Source organism: Nostoc sp. C057, from assembly GCF_013393925.1.
Taxonomy (GTDB): Bacteria; Cyanobacteriota; Cyanobacteriia; order Cyanobacteriales; family Nostocaceae; genus Nostoc; species Nostoc muscorum_A.
Genome location: NZ_CP040281.1, coordinates 5,862,430 through 5,886,822, shown reverse-complemented (window position 1 = coordinate 5,886,822; position 24,393 = coordinate 5,862,430). Strand labels below are relative to the sequence as shown.

Annotated in this window: 19 protein-coding genes and 1 pseudogene; 6 read left to right on the top strand and 14 right to left on the bottom strand. The window is 39.7% G+C overall.

The genetic code is table 11. The features are described 5' to 3' along the window. Positions 1–26: 26 nt before the first annotated feature. The 8 genes from FD724_RS25300 to FD724_RS41080 form a co-directional block, all read right to left on the bottom strand. Positions 27–1,094: an NAD-dependent epimerase/dehydratase family protein gene (locus FD724_RS25300; RefSeq protein ID WP_179074490.1), complete on the bottom strand. Its 1,068-nt coding sequence runs from the start codon at positions 1,092–1,094 to the stop codon at positions 27–29. Then, positions 1,087–2,487, bottom strand: coding sequence for a glycosyltransferase (locus tag FD724_RS25295; protein ID WP_256874354.1), 1,401 nt, complete (start codon positions 2,485–2,487; stop codon positions 1,087–1,089). The genes FD724_RS25300 and FD724_RS25295 overlap by 8 nt, the downstream gene beginning before the upstream one ends. Further along, positions 2,480–4,237: a hypothetical protein gene (locus tag FD724_RS25290; protein ID WP_179074489.1), complete on the bottom strand. Its 1,758-nt coding sequence runs from the start codon at positions 4,235–4,237 to the stop codon at positions 2,480–2,482. The genes FD724_RS25295 and FD724_RS25290 overlap by 8 nt, the downstream gene beginning before the upstream one ends. Positions 4,238–4,249: 12 nt before the next feature. Continuing rightward, positions 4,250–8,896: a glycosyltransferase gene (locus FD724_RS25285; protein ID WP_179074488.1), complete on the bottom strand. Its 4,647-nt coding sequence runs from the start codon at positions 8,894–8,896 to the stop codon at positions 4,250–4,252. Between the two features lie 22 nt (positions 8,897–8,918). Beyond that, complete coding sequence (locus tag FD724_RS25280; protein WP_179074487.1) at positions 8,919–9,440, bottom strand: class I SAM-dependent methyltransferase; 522 nt, start codon at positions 9,438–9,440, stop codon at positions 8,919–8,921. 152 nt (positions 9,441–9,592) lie between these two features. Beyond that, positions 9,593–10,981 carry an ABC transporter ATP-binding protein gene (locus FD724_RS25275; RefSeq protein ID WP_179074486.1) on the bottom strand — a complete coding sequence of 463 codons (1,389 nt, stop codon included), beginning with the start codon at positions 10,979–10,981 and terminating at the stop codon, positions 9,593–9,595. 76 nt (positions 10,982–11,057) lie between these two features. Next, complete coding sequence (locus FD724_RS25270; RefSeq protein WP_179075622.1) at positions 11,058–11,903, bottom strand: ABC transporter permease; 846 nt, start codon at positions 11,901–11,903, stop codon at positions 11,058–11,060. A 237-nt stretch (positions 11,904–12,140) separates the two neighbouring features. Beyond that, a complete protein-coding gene (locus FD724_RS41080; RefSeq protein WP_256874353.1) occupies positions 12,141–12,272 on the bottom strand; it encodes a hypothetical protein in 132 nt (43 codons plus the stop codon). A 447-nt stretch (positions 12,273–12,719) separates the two neighbouring features. Here FD724_RS41080 and FD724_RS25265 point away from each other — a divergent pair, with 447 nt between their 5' ends. Both FD724_RS25265 and FD724_RS25260 read left to right on the top strand, forming a co-directional pair. Then, positions 12,720–12,908: a DUF2862 domain-containing protein gene (locus FD724_RS25265; RefSeq protein ID WP_114082757.1), complete on the top strand. Its 189-nt coding sequence runs from the start codon at positions 12,720–12,722 to the stop codon at positions 12,906–12,908. A 120-nt stretch (positions 12,909–13,028) separates the two neighbouring features. Further along, the gene (locus FD724_RS25260; RefSeq protein ID WP_179074485.1) at positions 13,029–14,129 is read left to right on the top strand and encodes an ArsA family ATPase; all 1,101 of its coding nucleotides are present in this window, start codon (positions 13,029–13,031) and stop codon (positions 14,127–14,129) included. A gap of 346 nt (positions 14,130–14,475) precedes the next feature. Here FD724_RS25260 and FD724_RS25255 read toward each other — a convergent pair whose 3' ends face one another. Both FD724_RS25255 and FD724_RS25250 read right to left on the bottom strand, forming a co-directional pair. Then, positions 14,476–17,172, bottom strand: a complete 2,697-nt coding sequence (locus tag FD724_RS25255) for a DUF4347 domain-containing protein (RefSeq protein WP_179074484.1) — start codon at positions 17,170–17,172, stop codon at positions 14,476–14,478. Positions 17,173–17,587: 415 nt separating this feature from the next. Continuing rightward, positions 17,588–17,746, bottom strand: coding sequence for a hypothetical protein (locus tag FD724_RS25250; protein ID WP_218651476.1), 159 nt, complete (start codon positions 17,744–17,746; stop codon positions 17,588–17,590). Positions 17,747–18,095: 349 nt separating this feature from the next. On the opposite strand from FD724_RS25250, the gene chlG reads away from it, so the two are divergent. Together chlG and FD724_RS25240 are read left to right on the top strand one after the other, a co-directional pair. Further along, the gene (gene chlG, locus FD724_RS25245) at positions 18,096–19,142 is read left to right on the top strand and encodes a chlorophyll synthase ChlG (protein WP_179074482.1); all 1,047 of its coding nucleotides are present in this window, start codon (positions 18,096–18,098) and stop codon (positions 19,140–19,142) included. A gap of 80 nt (positions 19,143–19,222) precedes the next feature. Then, positions 19,223–19,510, top strand: coding sequence for a hypothetical protein (locus FD724_RS25240; RefSeq protein WP_179074481.1), 288 nt, complete (start codon positions 19,223–19,225; stop codon positions 19,508–19,510). Between the two features lie 108 nt (positions 19,511–19,618). On the opposite strand, the gene FD724_RS25235 is transcribed toward FD724_RS25240, so the two are convergent. The 4 genes from FD724_RS25235 to FD724_RS25220 form a co-directional block, all read right to left on the bottom strand. Then, positions 19,619–20,572, bottom strand: coding sequence for an alcohol dehydrogenase catalytic domain-containing protein (locus FD724_RS25235; RefSeq protein WP_114082752.1), 954 nt, complete (start codon positions 20,570–20,572; stop codon positions 19,619–19,621). Between the two features lie 93 nt (positions 20,573–20,665). Then, entirely contained in the window at positions 20,666–21,238 is a 573-nt protein-coding gene (locus FD724_RS25230; protein ID WP_114082751.1) for a hypothetical protein, read from the bottom strand. A gap of 214 nt (positions 21,239–21,452) precedes the next feature. Then, positions 21,453–22,259 (bottom strand): inositol monophosphatase family protein, encoded by an 807-nt coding sequence (locus FD724_RS25225; protein ID WP_114082750.1) that lies wholly within the window; start codon positions 22,257–22,259, stop codon positions 21,453–21,455. A gap of 70 nt (positions 22,260–22,329) precedes the next feature. Beyond that, the gene (locus FD724_RS25220) at positions 22,330–23,763 is read right to left on the bottom strand and encodes a BCD family MFS transporter (RefSeq protein WP_114082749.1); all 1,434 of its coding nucleotides are present in this window, start codon (positions 23,761–23,763) and stop codon (positions 22,330–22,332) included. Between the two features lie 88 nt (positions 23,764–23,851). Between FD724_RS25220 and FD724_RS41075 the strand changes: the two genes are divergently transcribed. Together FD724_RS41075 and FD724_RS25215 are read left to right on the top strand one after the other, a co-directional pair. Next, the gene (locus tag FD724_RS41075; RefSeq protein ID WP_256874352.1) at positions 23,852–23,980 is read left to right on the top strand and encodes a hypothetical protein; all 129 of its coding nucleotides are present in this window, start codon (positions 23,852–23,854) and stop codon (positions 23,978–23,980) included. A gap of 77 nt (positions 23,981–24,057) precedes the next feature. Beyond that, positions 24,058–24,360 (top strand): annotated as a pseudogene (locus tag FD724_RS25215) (DUF2887 domain-containing protein); the annotation flags it as partial. Positions 24,361–24,393 lie beyond the last annotated feature (33 nt).

Sequence of the window (24,393 nt, the reverse complement as noted above, 5' to 3'; positions counted from 1 at the left end):
CAAAAAGTTTGTTTTCACTAAACAACTTAAGATAATATAGGCTCAAGCATTTTTTCATACTCAATAATCCAGTTATAAATATCTTGGAGAGTTCGTTCTGGATTCATGATTGGTTTCCATCCAGTCTTAGAGCTGATCTTGGAAGCATCTGTAATATAAATGGGGATGTCACCTTGTCTAGCTGTTTCTTCTAATTTGATAGGAATAGATTTACCAGTAATTGCCTCACATAGTCTAGTAGTCTCTAATAGAGATAGACTATTATCAGCCCCTCCACCAACATTTAAAACATCCCCATCTAGTTCTGAAAAATTTTCTAATTGATAATTAATCAAGCTTAACAAATCTTCAATATGCAATAAATCTCTAACTTGTTTGCCTGTACCGCCATAGCCTATATAACTAAGAGACTTTTCAAAATAGTGTGCGGCTAACCACAAAACGAAAACACCTTGATCAACTTTACCCATTTGCCAAGGGCCTGTAATTACACCACAACGGTTGACTATTGCTTGAATATTATAAGCTTGTCGATACTCTTCGATCAGCATTTCCGAGGCAAGTTTAGTAGTACCGTATAGAGAACGATAGCTTTGGAGTGGAAATTCCTCTGCAATACCACAATTAGATACTCCAGGTATTGTCTGGTCAGGAGTAATGCTAAAGCGGGTTGGTAGTTCTACTAAATTAATTGATTTCAGTGTTTCAATTGGATAAACGCGACTAGTCGATAGAAAGAGTAAACGAGCATGGATTTGTCTAGCTAGTTCAAGGACATTCATCGTTCCTACTAAATTCGTTTGCAGGACGTATTGTGGAGAGGCAAATCCTGCAAGTACAGAAGGTTCAGCAGAACAATCAATGATAGTATCGACGTTAAACATTCCAGGATCTAAATCGCTAGAAAAGCGAATATCACCATGAATAAAGTCAATTCCCAAATTTTTTAGTCTAGAAAGATTTAATTCTGAACCACGCCTTCGGAGATTATCAAAGCAGATAATCTTCCATTGAGGATGATGCTTTTTTAGACTAATTGCTAAACAACTGCCAACAAAACCAGCCCCTCCTAAAATCAGAATATTCTCAGCCATTTGATTTCAACCTTTGATTTCCTAACAGTCTATTTTTGCTTAGATGATAATCTCCACGCGATAAATGTTTTTCTAGCCAAATGTAGAGAACTATAAACAAATATCGACTCCCCATTTCCTTTAGCTTTAACTTAGAAACTCCAGTAGTTCTATTTCTCCAAGTAATTGGAACAGTTGTATAAGAATACCCTCTTGCTATAGCTTTGAGTGGCATCTCTACGGTTAAGTTGAAATGATGAGATACTAATGGTGAGATCCCTTCAATAACTTCTTTACGATAAATCTTAAATGCATTGGTAGTGTCATTGAATTTTAAACCAAATAAAATTTTAATAAACAAGTTAGCTAAACGATTTACAATTAATTTGTGGCTGGGATAGTCAATTACTTTACCTCCTTTAATAAAGCGGGAACCAAAAACACAATCGTATCCCTCTTGCAGTTTATAGTAATAAGATACAATGTCTTCTGGTGCATCTGAACTATCTGCCATAACTACCGCTACAGCATCTCCTGTAAAATTTTCTAACCCACAGCGAACTGCAAAGCCAAAGCCGTTAGGATAATAATTATTTAGATAACGCAGCTTATTATTTTGAAAATTCATCTGCTGCAATAATTCTTCTGTTTTATCTTTGCTGTTGTCATTAACAACTAAAATTTCGTAATCTATTTTTTCTTCTTCCAAAAATTTGCTAATAGTCTGAACAGTTGGAACTATGCAATCTTCTTCATTGTAGGCTGGAATTACTATTGATAAAGTCTTGACATATTTTGAAGTATCTATGGTTATTGATTCATCTTTTCTGAGACTGGGATTTACTGATAGGGCTGGAGCAAATGATTCTGGATAATACGTAACTGATATTTTTTCTGTCTGTGAATTGTCATGATTTTTTTGTGTTGTGGTTTTAAATACAAAGCGATCGCTAATCAAATAATTAATCGATGCACTAACAAGTGCGCCTACTATAGTATTGATTGCATAGTTAACTTTTAACCAATCTAAAACCGGAAAAATAAAGAAAACACGAGTAATAACTGCAACTCCAGCAGAAACATGATACAGAGGAAGTTGTCGTAATAATACTTCTTTAATTGTCCAAATACCGCCAGTCCAAACCAAACTTCGGTATATAAAAAAACTAAATATTAGGGAAATTTCAATTGAAACTACATTGGCGATATTTCGTAATAAAGGAGTATTGAATTCTAATTTTTCAATTATTAAAAAAATTAGAGCTAAATTGAGTGCTGCGGCTAAACCGCCACCTAGTAGAAACTTTAGTATTTTTGGGTTAAACATTTTTTTTAACATTTTTACTCTATCAATCATTTTATGCTCCCAATCATTAATATAAAAGTTTCTAAAGTAGGTTGCTTTTTTACTCAATCACTTTTATCTTTGGTTCACCAATTAACTGTATGAACTGTTGACGTTCTCTGTCATAAACCCAAGCTTTAATTACAGTTTCACCTGTTGGTATAGAATTCAGAGAAACATTTGCTTCCCAACCTGATGTATTGTAAAGACTTGAGTTTAAAGCTGTAGCAACATCAGGTCTATTTGAATTTACAAGCCCAGTGGCAAAAAATGATTGATTATTACCATAGGACAGTAGAACTAGCGATGGCTGTTCTCGGCGTTCAGGGAGAATCGCCCACCCAAACAACTTTAAAGTATCGCTCTTGCGTAAATTGAAAGGTTGTTCCTTTGTTGTGGGAATCTCAATGTAACCGTGAGCTTGTTCAGGTTTAGTGATAAAAGCTATATTACGAGGAAAATACCTAAACTCTAATGTTTCAAGAGTTTTACTTAGTTTTCGTATCTGCAATTCATCTGGGAAAAGAAAAGATAAACAATTACCAGATGAATTACTATTAGATTGGTCTATAAAATTTATAATTTCTAAGCAATTTTTTCCTATATTTCTCTGTGTATAAATATTCTTGGCTTCTGCAATGCTACTCTTAGAGCTAAAAACAAAAAGAGATATTAAAAAACCTAGAAATAATAGTGGAAAGATATTTTTATTTTTGTCTGCATCTTGCCATTTATATAAAATCCATAATTGACACAATTGTAGGCAAGATATGACTAATAATATCGAAACGCTTACATACCTTGGCGCTATAGCTTGCTCAACACCAAAACCAGCTCTACCAATAGTCGTAATTAATGCAAACAAAATGGCAAACCAACCTAATGATAGCCAGGGGGCTGCTTTATTGACAAACTCTGATTGATAATTTTTTAAACAGAAAATATTAAAAAAGGAAAAAATTAATAGTATTATGAGCCCAGTAACTACAGCCGGCCAAATATTTCTGCCCAATGAAAAACCTATGAGGGAGAAGAAATATTCAAATGCAATTAATGGCTTCTGTAAAATAAAGAATATGCTAGGATGTTGAGAAGGTTTTTTATAACCAATAGAGTAGATAGCAACACAAAAAGCAAAAATTACAATCCATACTAAAATCCTGATTTTTTTTTGTTTAGTCCTCCCTTCAACTAAGTATACTGATGGTAATAGTGCCAGCCAACACAGTAATCCATGAGCCGACGAAAAGCTAGCAATAAAACAGCAAATAGATGCAAGTGAGAGTCTGAAATTCGGATGTATATTTGTTGGTACACTAAGAATGAAAACTGCCAGAATTACGCAGGTATTTATTAAGAACCAAGCTATTTGAAATCCCCATAGCCAATTTTCATACTGAATTAAAGAGAAGTTTATTATACAAACTGTAAAATTAAATAAATGAAATAATATTTTATGATGCTTATTGTAAGTACAAAGTGCAATTCTATACAAGATAATAAAATTGACTAAAGCCAGGAAAAGGCTAAAGTAAGTTTCCAATTTAATGTTCCACTGTGATGAAAATGCAAGGGTTGCAAATACTATCCTTGGGAAAAAAATACGATGTTCATTGTGTTGTTCAAAGAAATCTTCCAAGTTTACAGTACCCATATAAATCTTTTCAAAAAATGCTACTATTTGCCAGTCGTCCCCAAAAGGTACGTTGACACTGAAGGTAGCAATAAACCAGAAAAGTAGAATAACTGGTAGTGAATAGGCAACTAATAAGAGTAGCTTTGTTTTTTGATATGGAAGAGTTTTATTGAACATAATCATTGAAACTTTGCTTTAGGACTGGCTCAAAATAGCTTCTTTCGCGAGTAACCAATGCTGTTGAAGAAGATTATTGTTATCAAACATTCGGCAGACTTTTGCGTAACCATTTTTTGCCAAACGATCTGATATTTCTGGCTCAATTATGCATTTATGAATTGCATTAGCTAGGGCTTTAGCATCCCCTGGCTGTACTAAATAGCCTTCACCGCCATCATTGATTATTTCTGGAATGCCAAATACATCGGTGCTGATAATCTTTAATTCAAATGCCATTGCTTCTAGCAATACTCTAGGGAAAGATTCTTCAAAAGATGCACAGACAAAAATATCACTCAAGGCATAAAAATCATAAACATCTTTAGTCTCAAAATAAATAGAAAAGTTATTAAGTGATAAATCTTGTATTTGATTTTTCAAAAACTCTAGATAGTTGCTATCTATATATGTACTATTTCTAGCGCCTACTATGAGACAAGATATATTACCAAACTTGTTAGGACAGAGTTTCTCTAACTCTTTAAGGGCTTCAATAAAGATGTGTTGACCTTTACGTTGACATGTAGTACCAATTATAGAAATTACTAGATGCTCTTGATTAATTGCATATTTATCCCGTAACTGATGTTTGTGATGGAGATTGCGAAAATCTTTGATTTTTTCTAAGTCGATTCCTCCTGGTATGGTGCGGAAATTGTCTTTGATATCAAATTGATGAAAAATCCTGCGGGTAGCTTCAGCCTGATAAATTACTCTTGTAGCGTTGACAAAGCAATCCGGCAATATTTTCTGCATAATTTCTTTAGATGCATGACCAAAGAAATTATTGATGCTCATATTTAGACTTTGACTTTCATGAATATGCCAGATAGTTGGCAATTTAAAGAGTTTAGCCAACTCGATACCCCAAAAACTGAGTAATGTATTACATACTACTAAGTTATATGAATTTAAATTTAGGTTATCTCCAAATTCTTGGAGACGCTGGTGATACTTTTCTAAACTTTCCTGCTGTAAAGGTAATGTTTCTTGGAAAATCATTACCTGAATATTTAAATTCTCATACTCTTGTCGTAAAACACCATCAATACAAGAAATTACACATATTTCACACCCAGCTTTAGTTGCAAAATAACGAGCATAATTGTAAACGATTAGTGGCGCACCTTCTAGATTTAGGTTGTGAGTAATAAAGAGAATTTTTGCCGTTGATATTCTATCTACATGGCTATAATGGTAAGGATTAATAGCCATAAGCATAGAATTTATCTCTAAATTTTTATTAAAGAATGGATCTACAAAGTACTTGTATTTTTCAATAAAGTTAATATGTTCACTGGGGTTATAACTTTTACCTCTAGATACGCTAGTCTCGTGTATCAGGATGGCTTGAGGTGTATAAACAATACGTTTTCCCGAACGCAACACACGTAAGCAATAATCAACATCGTTATATTCAACTGCAAAATTATCTTCATCAAAGCCACCAAGTTGACGATACAGGTTGGTTGATGTCAGCATACAAGCACCTGTCACTGCTGAAGCGTTGCGTGCTGCATGGGGTAAACAAATATAGCCAATTTCATCTTTATGCAAACGATGAAATAAATGGTCAGCTAGTCCATTGTGGTATCCGACTACAACTCCAGCGTGTTGAATAGTGCTATCGGGATATAAAAGTTTAGCTCCCACGACACCCACACCATCTATGGACATCCAACCAACCATGTCTTCTAACCAACCTGGCTCTAAAGCTTGTATATCATTATTAAGGTGAAGCATATACGGTGTATCGACATGCTCGCAACCCAAATTCATTAATTTGGCATAATTAAAAACATCTATTCTACGTTCGGAGCGAATAACTCGACATTGCAATACGCAGTCTTGTTGTAATTTTTTAAAGTATTGGTGAGTTGATTGTTCTTTTGAGCAGTCATCAATGATTAATAGTTTGACAAACCGCTGATCTACGGTTTTTTGTAGACTAGAAATGCATTTTTGTAGTAGGTCTACTCTATCCTTTGTCGGAATAACAATTGTGACATTATTTTCGGCTATTAGGGAATAATCCCATTTAAGCTGGTGTAGGCATAAGCCGTGTTGTTTAGCAATGGAGGGTAAAAATGTTTTAGCTTTTAAACCCCTGCGTTGAATTGCATCTTCTATGGCATTGTAGGCGCTATCAAATACATACTGCTTTTGCGTGCCATGTGAGGCTGTGCTGCCAGGGTGTGTTCGCCAGTGATAGCATATATGGGGGATGTGGTGAACTTTATCTGGCGTTGTTTTCTCGCTCACACGCAAAAACAAATCGAGATCCTGCGCTCCTTCAAACCCCTTTCGCATTCCTCCAAGTTGATCAATCAGAGTTTTGCGGATAACTGTCAGGTGATGAGTAAAGTTGTGAGTAATTGCCATTTCAGGACTCCACTCACCCTTCATTTGTGGATCGAAGTGGTATCCAGATTCGTTTATTTTGTCTTCATCAGTATAAATCCAGTCCACTTCAGGATGGTTGTTTATACATTCGGCAACGTGTAATAGGGCATCAATAGATAAAATATCATCATGATCCAGCAGAGCTACATAATCACCAGTGGCAATTTCCAATGCCGAATTAGTAGCCTCTACAATATGACCATTTTCTTGCCGAAAAATGATTTTGATTCGTGAGTCTTCTGCTATTAGTTGTTGCAACAATTCTTTGATATGGGGCTTGGTAGAAGCATCATCAACAATGCATAATTCCCAATTTGGATATATTTGACTTCTTACTGAGTCAATCATTTCTTTGAAAAAATGTTTGGGAGTATTGTAAACAGGTACAACGATGCTAATCTTTACTCCCTTTGAAACTAGTTTTTCAGCATCTTCTCTCATCCTGCCTAAAAGATTTGATGACAATACATTAGTTTGAAGCCATCTTTGATATAAATCTTGCGTTTGCCAGGGATGAATTATGCCTGAGTATTTTATATCTGTATTTTGAAAATGCTGAATTTGCCTATAATAACGTCGTAGATAATAAATCCACAAAGCTGGAGAAAGTGGTAATCTTCCCTGTTTATAGGCAGTAATTGCTTTGATAACCACACTACGCATAAAGAAAAGAATATTTCTTAGACTTATTGGACTTTTAATGTAGTTACCTCGATTGGGAGATTGAAAATTAACACGTCTGGTAAAACAACAAATTGGTTGTCCAGTTTCAAAGATTGCCCAAATTTGAATATCTATGTATCCAGAGTGTTGATTATTTAAAATCAAATTATGTACAAATCCTGATGAACCTGCATTTTCCATATCTGGATATGCTTGAGATACATCGGGACGTGAAAATCCGTACTCAATTTGATTTTCTACCAAATTGTCTTTCACCAAGATGAGAGATTTAATTTTGGCTTCTCTACTGAAAAGCCAGCCTGAAACTAGCAAGGTATCATTAATGTTATTTTCTTGAGTTCTTGGTGTTTCTAAATTACCTTGCAGATATCTAGAGGGAGATATTTCATTGAATTTAGAAGATTTTGTGATAATTTTGATTAGTGGATTATTCAAAAATCTGATCCAAGTGGTAATTTTAAGAAAATCCAACTTTCTTTGAGTCTGTTGCAATTGAGATTGCGAACGCTCCAATTCTGTCTGAGTTTCTTGCAATTGAGAGTGCGAACGCTCTAATTCTGTCTGAGTTTCTTGCAATTGAGAGTGCGAACGCTCCAATTCTGTCTGAGTTTGTTGCAGTTGAGATTGCGAACGCTCCAATTCTGTCTGAGTTTGTTGCAGTTGAGAGTGCGAGCGCTCCAATTCTGTCTGAGTTTGTTGCAGTTGAGATTGCGAACGCTCCAATTCTGTCTGAGTTTGTTGCAGTTGAGAGTGCGAGCGCTCCAATTCTGTCTGAGTTTGGCGCCAACCTACTTCCATCAACTTGAACAAATCATCCTGGCTATTAATATAAACTGAATCAATATCTGGCTTAGTAGTAATATTCTGGTTGGAACATATTGCAAAAAAATAAATAGGTGCATTTAAACTAGAAACTTTTGGCTCGACTTTATTCCCGTCTGTTGTATAGGCTTTAAAATTATTTACTTGGGAATTTTCTAATTTAAATATGAAAGAAGCTATAGCTATTTTTTGTCCATAAATCTCAACATAATCAAAATAACTTCTTAATAAGGCTGCTAATTCATCATAGTAAAGCTCTTTGACATGAAATGGATTAGAATAGTTCGGTTCATCTGAATAAGTTAAGCGATTAGGAGAGGAAATAATTAATAGTCCACCAGGCTTAAGAACTCGCTTAATCTCCTGCATCATTTCTTCATGCTTATCGTGATGCTCAATTGTTTCAAAAGATGTTACTACGTCAACTGAGTTATCAGGTAGTGGTATTGAGTCGCACGAACCCACCATAAATCTTATATTCTTATGAGTACTATACTCTTTAGTGGCATACTCTATAACTTCAGAATTTATATCAACTCCAACAACCGACTCGGCTACACTTGCGAGCAACGCACAACCATATCCCTCACCGCAAGCAATATCTAATACATGTTTACCAGCTACATAGTCAACGCATAGAGCATATCTATGTAGATGCTCATATTGAATTTGACCATTTAGGGAAGGAACATATCTCTCACCTGTAAATTCCATATTTCCTATCAACCTTATAAAATTACTTTACTGCTACTAACGCTTGTGCTGAAGGATATTCTACAGAGAACAGTCGACACTCTGTAAATCCTGCCTGAATTACATGCTTCCAGGCATCACATCCATATTCTGTATGAACTACAAAATCTGGTTGATTTTCTTGAGAGCCATGATAACTTGCAGGCATACCTTCTCTATAAATGGTTAGTCTATCGACAATCATGGGTATAGTGAAAGCACAATATCCCCCAGGCTTTAATACCCTGTAGCACTCAGATAAACCTCGAATTGGATGCTTTATGTGTTCTAAAACATCTGAATGAATAACCAAATCAAAAGTCATGTTTGCAATATTCATATTCATCATATCTATTTCCGGATATACTTTTAAAGTATGATTCGGTATTTCAACTAAAAAGTTTGTTAAACTCCCTGCTTCATTGATTTCTAGTATTTGCAAATTTTGGATTTCTTTCTGCTTCACAAAATCTTTAAAAAACCCTGTATAGCTAAAACATCTCATTATTGCTTTGGCTAACGACATGGAGCGTAAGTTAGACTTACAGTCTATGCAATGTAGACCTTGCTGTTTGTTAATATACTCGACTTCATAAGGTGATATACGCCATTCATCGATTAATTCTTTCCACAGAACATCATAAGTTTTTAAGTAACTCGATCCGCAACAATAACAAATCATTTTACTAAGGTATTTGTTAATAATTGAGTTGTTAAGAAAATATCTATTTCATGAGAAACGGTAACTTTGGTAAATCTAAAAAAACCAAAAGTTAAATCCGTAACTCCCGACTCTATAACCACAGGAGCCTGCAACCAATCCATCATTTCATGGCTTTCCTGGCTACCATCGGCTACGGCTGGTTCAAGTGAATAAGTATCACTTTTTATATGAGGCCATTTTATTTCAAAACTCACACTAATCAATTTTTCTTTCTCAAATTTGGCTAATGGATGCTTATACTGATGTGTGTTCCACCCAGCAATTGGGACTCTTAATCTGTCATACATTGTAATACCAAAGATTGGGCTTTCAACGTAGTCGTGACTGACGATTTTTGTGCGGATTATCAAAGTATCATCAGGCATAACAAAACCTGTTTTTTGCCCTTCACTGTTAAAAATTTCTAAACTTAAAATTTCACAACGTCCGGTTCCGAATCTCTTAACTGTCGGAAACGCCAGAAATTCTTTATTCGTAAAATAGTTGTAATTCAAATTTTCAATAGATTTATCCAATTTAACTTCTATGTTTCCTTCATGATTTTTTATTATTTCTATATTTTGCGAATCAATTAAGCGTTCTGTCTTATTTTTAATTCCATCATTTATCTTTTCATATATCCACGCTTGGTACGATTTACTAATATCAACTGGAGTACCTTTTTCAACTATTTGACCATGATTAATCCATATAGCACTTGAACACAGACGATTCACAGATGCTATATCATGAGATACAAACAAAATAGTTCCACCAGAGTCTTGAAAATCTTTAATTTTTGCCATGCAGCGATGCACAAACACACCATCTCCCACAGACAAAGCTTCATCTACAATCAAAATTTCTGGATTCACATTAATAGCTACTGCAAATGCCAAGCGGACAAACATACCACTGGAATAAGTTTTAACAGGTTCATCAATAAAATCTCCTATATCTGCAAATTTGACTATTTCTTCAAATTTTTGCTCAAGTTCTATTTTACTTAAGCCGAGTAGCTGTCCATTAAAAAATACGTTTTGTCGGCCGGTAAACTCTGGGTTGAATCCACTTCCTAACTCTAGCAATGCAGAAACTCGACCATTAACTTTTACATTACCTCTAGTTTGACTGAGAGTCCCAGCAATAATTTGCAAAAGTGTACTTTTGCCAGAACCATTTTGACCAATAATTCCCACAGTCTCTCCCTTGGGAATATCCAAGTTAATATCGCGCAGTGCCCAAAATTCATCTGCTCTACTTTTTCCTGGTAACAAAATTTCTTTGAGTCGATCTACAGGATGAGCATACCGTTTAAAACACTTAGATACATTCTTTAGGGAAATTGCAATTTTTTCTCCCATATTTTGCTGCCAATCCTCAAAACTACCACACTATTAATCAAAGACAATTATGGCATCTATACTTCAACAGTTGTGCTTACAATACATCTGCAAAAGCTGGACGCAGGCGACGGTAACACCACAATCCGCTACAAAAAATTACTAAAGCAATTAGCGAAGAAACTCCTAACTCGCCCCAATGTTTAACTTCTCCTACTAAAATTAAATCTCTATATCCCTCAACGATCGCTGTCATCGGATTTAACCAAAATACCCATTCCCGCCATGCCTCTGGAATTGCTGAGGCTGGATAAATAATTGGTGTCAAATACATCCAAATATTTAAAATCACCCCTAAAGTCTGCGGGATATCTCGCAAAAATACCGTTAGTCCTGCGGCTAAATAACTCAATCCTGCTGTTAACAATAACTGCGGTATCCAGACCAACGGCAAAAACGCTAATGTAGTGTGTAGAGTATGAGAACTGATCGCCCCAAAAAAAATCAATGCTATTAAACCAAAGGAACTTTCGATAAACATTGACAAGATTGGTACTAGAGGTAACAATCCTAGTGGAAATACCACTTTCTTGACTAAATTTGGCTGTCCGATTACACAACTAGCAGCCTGACTTAAACCACCACTAAAAGCAATCCAAGGAACTAATCCCGCAAATAGCCACAAACCAAAGGTGAAGTTATTTTCTGGTAAAGTTTTCAGACTTAACTTCACCTTCAACACAACCGAAAACACATAGGTGTAAATCAGTAATTGTGATAGCTGATTTAGCAAAGGCCACAAATTGCCTAAAACAGAACCCTTATACCTCGCTTCTAAATCACGACGCACCAAAGTTCTCAGCAAGTCAAACTTTGCCCACAACCGTTCATTTATCGGTAGTATGCGCCTCAGCCTCCCTGCTTTATGTACAAATCCTCGTATTGCTCGCAACAATTCCTGCTTCCTCGTTCACTACCGACACACCCAATTTGTCTCCATAAAGCTTAATAGCTATGAAAGTATCCTTGTGTTACTTGGGGAATACATTATTACTAGAAAATCTTACACAAATTGTCTTGGTGATTATACAATGAATCGGCTATTGCTAAGTATATTTTTCTTAGCAATATAAATTCTGTTGGCAACACTGCTTGTCTTGTTAAGGACGTAAGTTTTTGCTTAACTCAAGCTATCTGGATCAATTCCTTGCGATCGCAGACACTCTGCTAATCGCTCTGCCGTTGGCGGTCTTGCTCTGCTTTTTCTCCTAGCTTTGCCACCCAACCCCCTGAAGTATAGCAATGCAACCACAAACTCTTTATATTACAAAGGATGGCGGGCATGGTAGTAAAGGTTTAAGTTGCTAGCAAACAAAACTTCTTCAGATGGATAAGGTTAGAGCTTGACAAGTCTCACTCAGAAAATCCGCCTGAATGCAGTGAAATTTATCTGTAAAACCTGATTATCCTATTAATTCACTGGGTAAATTATCCATCCTAGGCATGGTTTCTTGTCGTGGACGGAGGATAGTTTGATACATAACGACTACTTGGGTTGCTTAACTCAAGCTATCTAGATGAACCTCTAACGATCACAAATGTTCCATCAATACGACTAATCGTTGCGATCGCATCTGTGGTTAATTTTAAGTTCTGAGGTTAGAAGTTTAGAATTTTCTCCCTCATCTCCCCTGAAATTGTGAAAGCTGAGTCACGGATTCCGCTACACTGAGACTGGTTTGTTGCATTGTAATCAGGCATGGAAATCGGACAAAAGGTTAAAGTGTTTCGTTTGCGCGATCGCGTTTCTCCCCCAATTGTAAAAAAACTAGGACAAGTGGGTATCATTCAAGGCTACAAAGTCATTGATAGTGGGATCGGTGTAGTAGTGCTGTTTGAGGACAATACTTCCACTTGGTTTTTTGAAGATGAAATTAAACCTGTGTAGTGATAAAGAACTCAGATCAGAGTTTTTCTCGGTATCTGAAATTTCCAGCACAGGTTGAGAATCTTTATTGAGTGCTAAGTTGGAATTGAAAAGATCGGCGGTGAAAATAGGAATCAAGTAATGGCTCTAATATTGACATTTTTGGGCAAAGGCGGCACCGCTCGTACCAAAATTGCGATCGCCGCAGCCAAATTATTGGCAAGTCAAGGCAAGCGCGTACTCCTAGCAGGACAAGCAGAACCAACATTGTCAATCCTGTTGGGTACTACCATTGCTGCCGATCCTCAAGAAATCGCTCCCAAGTTACAGGCGGTACAGTTTCAAGCATCTGTACTGCTTGAGCGCAACTGGGACGAAGTGAAAAAACTGGAGGCACAATATCTCCGCACGCCCATCTTCAAAGACGTTTTTGGTCAAGAACTGGTAGTATTGCCAGGGATGGACAACGCCCTAGCTCTCAATGCTATCCGCGAATATGATGCCAGTGGCAAATATGATGCGATCGTCTACGATGGCACGGGTGACTCTTTAACGTTGCGAATGTTGGGTTTGCCAGAATCTCTCAGTTGGTATGTTCGGCGATTTCGGCAATTATTTGTCAACTCCGATTTGGGTAAGACTATTACTGAATCGCCCTTAATCCAACCGCTAATTAGCAGCTTTTTCAATATCAACTGGACAGCAGATAACTTTGCTCAACCTACCAACCAAGTCAATAATTTTTTGGAAAAAGGGAGAGCCGCTCTTGCCGATCCGAAGCGTCTTGCTGCTTTCTTAGTGACCACAGGAGATCCAATTGACGTAGCAAATGCTCGTTATTTATGGGGTAGCGCTCAACAAATTGGTTTAACTGTCGGTGGTGTTCTGCTTGTGTCTCCTGAGACAAACGTCAATCTGCCAGAGGAATTTATACCCCTACCTGTCAGCGTTGTTCCCGACTCGCCAACAAGTGACTGGCAAACACTGATAGACGCACTACCCAACTTTGAAGCACAAGCTTTACAGGCTCCTAAACCAATTGAAATAGACATCCACAATCGTCAAGTACGCTTATTTTTGCCAGGATTTGACAAAAAGCAGGTAAAGCTTACCCAATACGGGCCAGAAGTTACGGTAGAAGCAGGAGATCAGCGACGCAATATTCCCTTACCTCCGGCTCTAAGTGGCAGACCCGTTGCTGGAGCAAAGTTTCAGAATAATTATTTGATAATTTCGTTTTAAGTTAAGGGAATGGGGAGTCTTTCAAGGATAGGTATTTAGGTTTTGGAGAAATAATTGGGAATGTTCTCAATTATTCAACGTAGTTTTAAGGTTTAGGACAATAATTTTAGTTCTAAAAGCCAAAAAATTCGTCTAATCTGAAAAACCTACCCATGAGAGGGTGGACATAGGGAAAGCGAGAGTCGCGATCATGCGGCTCTCGCTTTGCTTAGTTGGATCTGTCAGAAGTATCTAATATCAAGTTCGGTTACTTAGTTATAGTTCCCGAATCTATGCAGAAAATCCAAAAATCCCTCCCTTCTGCTCGTCTGCGGTCTTAATGATAAGTCTTTCTTCGGAAACGATATTAAGCTGCCACAAAAGGTCTCACGCTCCAATTGGGATCGATCACGTCAACGAGTTGATACCTTTGTACATAGTTAAAGCCACTCATTTGCCAGATATCTTCCTTCATCGTCTGCTTGTTGCGCCAGAGGATATCAGGTGTACCGTCACTGTTGAAATCATCAGTACCCGCAATCTCCCAGTTCGGATCAAACACCTGGGTAATGAAGTGGTCGGTTTGCAGGGTGAAGTTGCTATTCATCTGCCAAATCATATTCTCGCCGCTTGCCTTATTGCGCCAGAGGATATCAGGTGTACCGTCACTATTGAAATCATCAGTACCCGCAATCTCCCAGTTCGGATCAAACTCCTGGGTAATGGAGTGGTCGGTTTGCAGGGTGAAGTTGCTATTCATCTGCCAAATCACATTCTCGCCGCTTGCCTTATTGCGCCAGAGGATATCAGGTGTACCGTCACTATTGAAATCATCAGTACCCGCAATCTCCCAGTTCGGATCAAACTCCTGGGTAATGTAGTGGTCGGTTTGCAGGGTGAAGTTGCTATTCATCTGCCAAATCACATTCTCGCCGCTTGCCTGATTGCGCCAGAGGATATCAGGTGTACCGTCACTGTTGAAATCATCAGTACCTGCAATCTCCCAGTTCGGATCAAACACCTGGGTAATGTAGTGGTCGGATTGAAAGCCAGTGGTATTCATCTGCCAAATGACGTTCTGCCCGCTTGCCTGGTTGCGCCAAAGGATGTCAGCAATGCCATCACCGTTGAAGTCAGCTGTGCTGGCAATCTGCCAGTTCGCATCAGTCACGGTGGGTAAAAAGTAGTCGCTTTGCAGGGAGAAGTTATTCAGTTGCCAAACAGCATTCTCCCCAGTGCCACTGTTGCGCCACAGCAGATTATTGAGCGAGCTTTGGATCACACTATCGTTGTCTACGATCGTTGCTGTAAGTACCTTATTCTGAGGACTCAGTTGAGCATTCGTCGGTGTTCCCAGTGTCAACACAGCAGTTTTATTAGGCTCGACAACTAAATTATCAATCGGATTCAGGGTGATGCTACCAGTCAGTTGTCCTGGCAGAATTGTGATGGAATTGTTAGACAGTGTGTAGTCTGTTCCGTCCGTCGCTGTTCCCGATAGCGTAACTGGTACTGTAACGGTATTGGAAGTTACAGCATCAATTTGTGCTGTGATGTTTAGACTAGTTGCTCCTTCACCAACTGAGCCATTACTACTGGTAAAGTTGACCAACGGGGTATACGGCACACCATCGAACGTATCAACACCCAGTCCTGTGATTTCATGGACGTTGGTATAATCGCCAGTGGAGGCGGAGAAACCGAACTTGAACGTGGATGGCAGTTCGCCATTACTGGCAACGACATTGTAATTTTGGAGTGCGGCTGGAGTTTCGTTATTGTCTAAAAAATCTCCGTCATTGTTCAAATCAATTTTGAGAGATAACAGCCCAGCAGGTGTCAAATCAATCTGCACCTTCTTCTGAGCAGCCGATCGGCTCTGACCTGGAGTGTCAATACCTTCTGGAAGCGTTTCCGTTCCCGCCAGATAGTTGTAGCTGTTGGCTTGACTGCCATGAACTGCAATAGAGTCAGGTCTAGCACCTGGACCACCTGCACCATATACGGACTTAGAGAAGTTACCAAACTCGTCAAAACCAACACCAAGGTAGCCGCCTACAAGACCAGGTGTAGAGCCGTTACTAGAATAGCCGAGCGATCCTCCAGTTGAACCTGCCGCAGTTGGGTTGGCATTGCCATCAATAAGAAAGAAGCTGATACCATCTGCACCAGTGCCACCATAGGCATGAATGTTGAACGTAATGGAAAGACTGTTGCTGGCGTTAATGGGGCGGTTGTAGATGACAAAGGATGCCTGATCCGAGGTAGCAGAGGTTAATCGCAATGCGCCTGACCCAACCGCATCGGAGCCACCACCGGGTATGCCGCCGGTGGATGCTCCTATTGTAGAACGGGCGGTCAGTAGCGGTGCTGTGCCTGTTCCTGTTGTATTGTAGATCCAGGAGGAGTTCGTAATATCATTGCCCGTGAAGGTTTCTCTGAGAATATTATCCAAATTGTAAGCATAGGCAGAGGTAACTTTAGAGTCAAAGACGAGGGGTGACTCAATGTTGCCAATGGTTACTTCCAAATTCCAGTCGCCATCCTTACCTGTCAGGTTATTGGAGGCGGCAACATTGGCTCCAATAACCTGGCTGATTCTTTGGACAAACTTCTGACCGAGTTCACCTTGGGCAACGTTACAGCCATACAGCAAAATATCGGCATCGTTGGTCAGTGCCTTGCCCCAACTCTGCAACTGTGACGCATACTCTGGCAAGTTGCCCAAGTTCAGCTGACTGCTGCCAAAGTCCAGTCCGCCGGCTTCCCCGTGGCAAACGATATGCAAACTGGCAATGTTTTGCCGTCCCAGCAGGGTGTTAGTAATCTGGGTAACAGCATCCTGCACCGAGTCAAGCACATGGATCTCCGTGCCCGTAGTCACACCCGCCAGTAACTGCTCATAGTTTGTCACTGATCTATCGACAAACAAGAGAGATTGGCTAGCTCGTCCCAGTCCCGTTAAAGAACTTGTCAAGCTGCCTTCGTCCAAGGCAGGCGCAAGGCTGTTTTTAGATATCACATCAGTACAAGACGTACCCAACTGGGGAAGCTCAAAAGACATTGTGTTTCTCTCCAAGAAGAAAGTAGAAGAAAACATCATACACGGATGAGATCCGTGTGAGGATAAAATAATATTACTTTTGTCTAACAAGTGTTTATTCTTGAAATCTCATAAATTTTTAGGTATAAAATAAGACTTTAAATTAAGCTTTGGGGTAATAATGTATTAAGATTATGCGTAGACGTAGCTAGCCTTCTCTACGAGACGCTACCCGAACGGCATTGCCTACCGAAAAATTGTGTTTCCGATCCGATTTTGAGCAAGGTTTTAAGTACTATTGCTTATTGAAAAATGATATATAAGCCAATACGGTTCAGTTAAGGCTAAAACTCTTTATCAAAGTCAATTTTTTGAACGTAGACGCAAAGCGGTGAGCCAGTCCGGTGGACGGGTTTCCCGGTATAAAGGAACTGCGTTAGCGATAGCGCAGCGTTAGCGAGGAACGAGCGTCGGTACGAGCGTCTACCCGTAGGGCTTGCCGCAGACTACCGTATACTCCTAGGTCGAAGCAAGCTACGCACAGCATCTCGTAGAGAAGCCGGCTAGAGGTAGTTGATATGATAATATGCTCCATGTTCTTACTCATGAGGTGGAGCTTTTCTTGCTTTGCTGCAACACTGAAGCACCATTAAGACTTGATCTAGAATTATTAATTCGGGAGAACGCCCAGGTTTTTTATGAGTAGTTTTTTCCTTTAACTCATACGAACCATTAACTGATAAGTTCTGCGACTAACTCCTGTAAGTTGTTTAAATTTTGTGGAAGATGGTTTTCTGGCTAATGCTCAATGCCCCTCATGAATGCTGTTAGTGGATAGCTAAGATTTAGCCCGTACCGAGTAGAAAATCTCACTTCTTTACTCAGAACTGGAACATGGAAAAGAGGAACTGTTTTGCCCAATGCCCTATTAATCAGTAAATCTTATGTCAGAATTAACTCCCATTACCCCAGACCCTAACCCATCTGAGACATTAGACTCAGTGGTAAATAATCCCAATGAGCAAGCAATAGCATCCGCCGATCGCAATGCGAAAACTAGGCAGTTGCTGGGGATGAAAGGCGCAGCTGCTGGAGAAACTTCAATTTGGAAAATTCGTTTGCAGCTAATGAAGCCGATTACCTGGATTCCCTTAATTTGGGGCGTAGTCTGTGGTGCGGCTTCTTCGGGTAACTATACTTGGACGCTGGAAAATGTGTTGAAAGTATTAACCTGTATGCTGCTGGCTGGCCCATTGATGACAGGTTACACCCAAATCCTTAATGATTACTACGATCGCGAAATCGATGCCATCAATGAACCCTATCGCCCAATTCCCTCTGGGGCAATTCCCCTACCCCAGGTAATTATTCAGATTTGGGTATTACTGATTGCTGGCTATGGTTTGGCGTTTGCGCTGGATGTGTGGTCTGGTCATGAATTCCCGACAATTACAGCGATCGCAATTATCGGTTCTTTCATCGCCTATATTTATTCTGCACCTCCCCTGAAACTCAAGCAAAACGGCTGGCTAGGAAGTTATGCCTTGGGTGCAAGTTACATTACCCTACCTTGGTCTACAGGACACGCTTTGTTTGGCGATCTCAATTCCACAATTATAATTTTGACAATGTTCTACAGCTTGGCTGGATTGGGTATTGCCATTGTCAATGACTTTAAGAGTGTAGAAGGCGATCGCCAGCTAGGATTAAATTCATTACCCGTAATGTTTGGTATCACCACTGCGGCATGGATTTGTGTAGTGACAATTGACGTATTTCAAGGATTTATCGCAGCTTATCTCGTCAGCATTCATGAAAATTTGTATGCAACGATACTAGTACTGTTAATCATCCCGCAAATCACCTTGCAAGATATGTATTTCTTGCGCGATCCTGTGAAGAATGATGTTAAGTACCAAGCCAGCGCCCAACCTTTTCTTGTGCTAGGAATGCTAGTAACAGGTTTAGCTCTTGGTCATGCTGGTATTTAAATACTTCTATAGTCGGAAGTTAGGAATTAGGAATTAGGAGTTAATATACTTCTAATTCCTAATTTGTATCAGGACATACTGTGTTAGAAGTGATATTTTTCGTCCTTCATGGGATTCAACCTTTGTTAATCCCAATATGCTTTATCACTGCTTGGACTTTAACTATTCTCGTTGTTATAAGTCTCTGGACGGCGGCGCGAGATAGTGTGACTACAGCCAAGCAAATGCATCAAATCCCCTGTACTGGTTGCCAATTTTTTACTGACAATTACCGTCTTAAATGTACTGTACGCCCATCTATTGCCAATACAGAAGAAGCGATCAATTGTCTTGACTATCAACCGAAGACTAATCCTTATCTATATTAGGGATTGGGGACTGGGGAAAATGAGGGAAACAAGGGCAAAAGGGCAATAACCCATACCCAATGACAAATGACAAATGACGAATGACAAATGACAAATGACAAATAACTATTAACCAATTTCCAGCAATATTTTTAAAACACCGCGATTCTGGGCGTGTTCAAAAGCTGCAAGCCCTTCAATGAGGGGGTAAGTGGCATGAATCAGGGGTTGTACGTCAATTTGTCCTGTGGCTAGTAGCTGGAGGGCTGGAGTAAAGGGGCCACAACGGGAGCCGATGAGGGTAATTTCATCCACTACTAAAGAAGAAACATCTAAGCTGAGGTTGCCAGCATAAGTACTTTTAAGAACAAGCGTACCACGGGGACGGAGGGCGCGACGGGCGATCGCAAATCCTTCTGGGTTGCCAGTACATTCTACTGAGATATCAAAATATCCATCTTTTACAGCGTCAGCTAAACCAGTTTTAATCCCCCGTGCCTCTAAGTTGGCAAGTTTCTCTTGATGTCGCCCCACAGCCAAGAGTTCACAGCCAGTTAAAGCTAGTGTCTGTGCTACCAACTGCCCTAGTTTGCCATCTCCAACCACTAGCACCCTGTCGTTTTGATGCAATGATACTTGCTGCTGAATTTCCAAAGCTGCTGCTATAGGTTCAGTAAATGTAGCTACTTCTGTCGGCACATTATCGGGTACTAAATGCAGGTTCTCTACCGGCAAACAGAGATATTCACCAAAGGCTCCATTCCGATTGACAATACCTAAAACTGTGCGATTTTCGCAGTGAGTTGGTTGTCCACTGATACAAAACCGACAATGCCCACACACAGCGTTGATTTCTCCAACTACACGTTGGTTAACTAAGTGTTCTGGCCCTTTTTCAACCACGCCGACAAATTCATGCCCCAAAATACCAGTGTAAGGATAGTAGCCTCTGAGTAGTTCCAAATCAGTGTTACAGATACCCGCACGCAAGACGCGTACCAAAGCTTCTCCTGGCGGTGGTTCAGGAATTGGAATATCTGTACGTAGTTGCAACTGATTATTTTCGAGCCAAAGTCCTTTCATTTTTCTTCACGCCATTTTCAAAAATCTTTGCGTCAATTTAACGTTAAAAGGGTGAGTATAAACTGCGTTTGCAAAGTAATTACAAATTACGAATTACGTCTCTGTACTAGGTATTTCTTTAGTTTTAGTTACATCAATTTTGCTTAACCAAGTAACCAAGTCTTCTGAATCAAGTGCGATCTCGCTTCCTAAAGTTTTGATATAAAGAAGTCCATCACTAATAATTAAATCTCGGATTGGATACCATGAATCCCGCGTCCTGATCAGAAGTTCCAAGGGAATCCCTAGTCTTGAAGTATACTTGCGATATTTCCACCAAGCTCGCCATAGAAGTACAGATTTAGTACAGTGCATCTCATAGCCTTTGGGAACTTCGCTGTATTGATACTGATAGAAACCCCGACTATCTACTTCTCCTTTGAGAAGATAACTATATTCTGCTAATACCTGATTTATTAATTCCCACTGGGATGATTTTGGAGAAATCAAGAATTCAGATAGTGTATTAGATAGTTGGAAGGTGGCAATCACACCTTCACCTTTTGCTGTCAATTGGTTGGTTTTATACACTGTTTGCGCTGTCAAAGCAGGATTTGACAACAAAATTTCTTTTTTCTGGATAGAGTTTTGCACAAACTCTCGAATTAAATCTAGATTAGATAACATAAAATTATTTATACTAAATTAAGCAGTGTGATATAAGCCACAACGGTACTTAAATTAGTAACTACATTGGTTTTGAACTGAAATCAGGATTATTACCAGTTTTATTTATACTCAATTCTCTGTCTGACTAGGGCTTTATTAACTTTGATGTCGGGATGTCGCCGTTCACTACTCTGATTGACAAAATAACTGTTTTAAGTGTGAGAGCAGCTGATTAGATTTTTACGCCATCTAGAAAAGGTTGAAATACCGGAACTAATTCGGGACGACTGACAACCAAAGTGGGAAAAGAGCGATCGCTATAATCTTCTCCGGGTGACAACGGAAACGGTTCTGATTTCAGCGATACCCATACCCCACCAGCTGCCTGGACAATTACCCAAGCCCCGGCTAAGTCCCAAACTTTTGGTGTCGCCTCAATCCCACCGAGAGTAGCCCCAGTAGCAACTGTCAAAAAATTATAGCTAGCTACACCCAACATCCGAATTTTGCAGGGGAAGCCGTTTTTGATAGCTGCGGTACTACGAGAACAAAGGTTAAAAAAGTGATTATTGCTGGGACTATCAACACTGGTGTGGATGGGGTGGTGGTTGAGAAATGCTCCTGTTGGTGTTGCTAAACCAGATGAACCCGCCCAAAAACCATGAAAAGCTTGATCCAAGGTTGGTGCGTAAACATACCCAAAAATGGGCGTGCCTCGATACAGTAAACCCAGAGATATTGTCCAGATAGGAATGCCGCGTGTAAAGTTGGTTGTACCATCTAGGGGGTCAATTACCCAGCACCACTCAGTACCAGGAAATGACTGATCGCTCTCTTCGCTCAAAATGCCGTAACCAGAGAAAGTAGAAGCGATCGCATCCCGAATTTCCTGATCTGCCCATTTATCTGCTTGCGTCACCAAACTTCCATCAGCTTTTTGGGAAGCCTGTACTTGCCCAAAATCTTGCATTAGCTGCTTACCCACCCTGGTAGTGGTAGTTTGGGCAAAATCTAGAATTGTTGTCCAAAAATCATTCATTGGTTATTAGTCATTTGTCATTTGTCATTGGTCATTGGTCATTTGTCTCATGCCCAATGCCCCATACAGTTTAGTCTAAATCGCTTTCTAAAACTGAAGCGATCGCTTGCTTGGTACTTGTTTGAAATTCTGTGATATTCACCCGATTTAGAAACCAAATCGATAGCACCATTCCTAGTGCTTCTAGGGCAAATACCAGTCCATAAGCTAACTCTAAACTCGGTAACAGCTTGCGTCCAATATCCAAAACTGTACCTCCGATGACTACCGCCACACCTCTAGAAAGGGACTGTGCTAATCCCCATGCCCCAATAAACGTACCTGCGGCTTCTGCTGCGGTAAGATCCAACATCAAGCTAATTGCTGCTGTAGTTAAGAAACCTGCGGCTAAACCGAAAAAGAACAAGCCTAGTTTGAGAACTGCTGCATTAGCTGTGAATCCTGAAATACCTAGCAATATTGCACAGAATGCTACCAACATACAGCCTAAACGTGCAGTTCTGCGCTTACCCAAACGCGGGACAATGTAAAAGCCAGTAACACCGTAGGCAATCAGTAGTCCTGTTCCATAAAAAATATTTAATTTGGTACTTTCCGCTAGGGGCATTTTAAAAACTTGACCCGCATACGGTTCTAAAATCGGGTCTTGCATAAACAAACTGATGGTCATCACCAATAAAAAGGTGAAGAATATACCTGTTTGTGGGCTAGCTGTCAAGATTTTCCAAGCATTGCCTAGAGTAATGCTGTCTTCCCGGTTCACCAGTGTGGAACGGGTTAAGTATTGAGAGTATTTTTTTTCTACGCCGAATGTTGCTGCGATCGCTAAACCAAATACAATTGCTGGGACGATAGTAAACAGCCTGGTGATAGATGCCTGTAAGGTTTCTAAGGTTGCCTCTGGCGTTAACTGTTTCAGCAAACTGGCACTAATAATTGCCCCAACAATAATCCCCACCATTAGCATCGACCAAACCACACCAACTACTTTGGAACGGTTATCTTCTTCAGATATATCCACCAACAAAGCAGCAAAGGCAGTACCGCTAGCACAAATTCCTAGACCGTAGACAGCAAAAACCAAAGCTAAAAGTGCTGTCCAGCCAATTGTTTGGGTTGTCCATGTCCAACCACCTGCACTAGTAGCGGCAAGATTCATCTGCCACATTACTTGTACAGCTAAAAATGCTGCGATCGCAAATATTGCCGCTCCCACCCAAACATAAGCTGTGCGGTGGTATCCCCATAACGGCTTGGCATCAGAAATCTGGCCAAACCAGACACGGGAAGGAGCAACAAATAAAGGCAGTGCTAGAACGACTGAAACCAGTGTCGCCGGAATCGCTATTTCTTGAATCATGACTCTGTTGAGTACGCCCAGAGTCAAAATTGACATCATGCTCAACCCCATTTGAAATAAACCCAGCCGGAACATGGTCAGCAGGTTTACCCTTGGCACAGATAGGGATTTTGTTTTGGTATCAAATACTTCACCGCTTGCCATAGCTACTTTTTCGTATGGTTTATAGGATTTAATCTCTCTCTCTTTAAATAAAGATAAACCCTACCCGCTTAAAATCAGCTAAGGAAAAGTGGAAGTTGCGATGCGATCGCACTTATTTGGCAAGCAATTATACACCTCGATTAGCATAAGCTTCAGCCAAGTTAGGATTAATTTTTATGGCTTGCTGCTAATCCGCGATGTCTACGATGGTCACTGAGCTTGTCGTTCGCGCAGCGTCTCGTAGAGAAGTGTGGGCTACGCCTACGGATAACGAGAGAATTTTAGGATGAAGTAGTGAAACGAGATTCCATTTACTATCAAATTTTTAAGCGCTTTCCTGGGTTACTCTTTGAACTGGTTGATAATCCTCCTCTGCAAGGGCAAAACTATCGGTTTGAATCACTTGAAGTCAAAGAAACTGCTTTTCGCATCGATGGTGTGTTTTTACCTCCAGAGGATGCAACATCGAAGGTGATCTTTTTTGCTGAAGTTCAATTCCAAAAAGATGAAGCCCTCTACCATCGGTTCTTTACCGAGTCGTTGATGTACCTGAACCGGAATCGTTTTCAGTACGATGACTGGTTCTGTGCATCAGTGAGAGGTTAGAGTGATTGCACTTTTGTCAAGAGG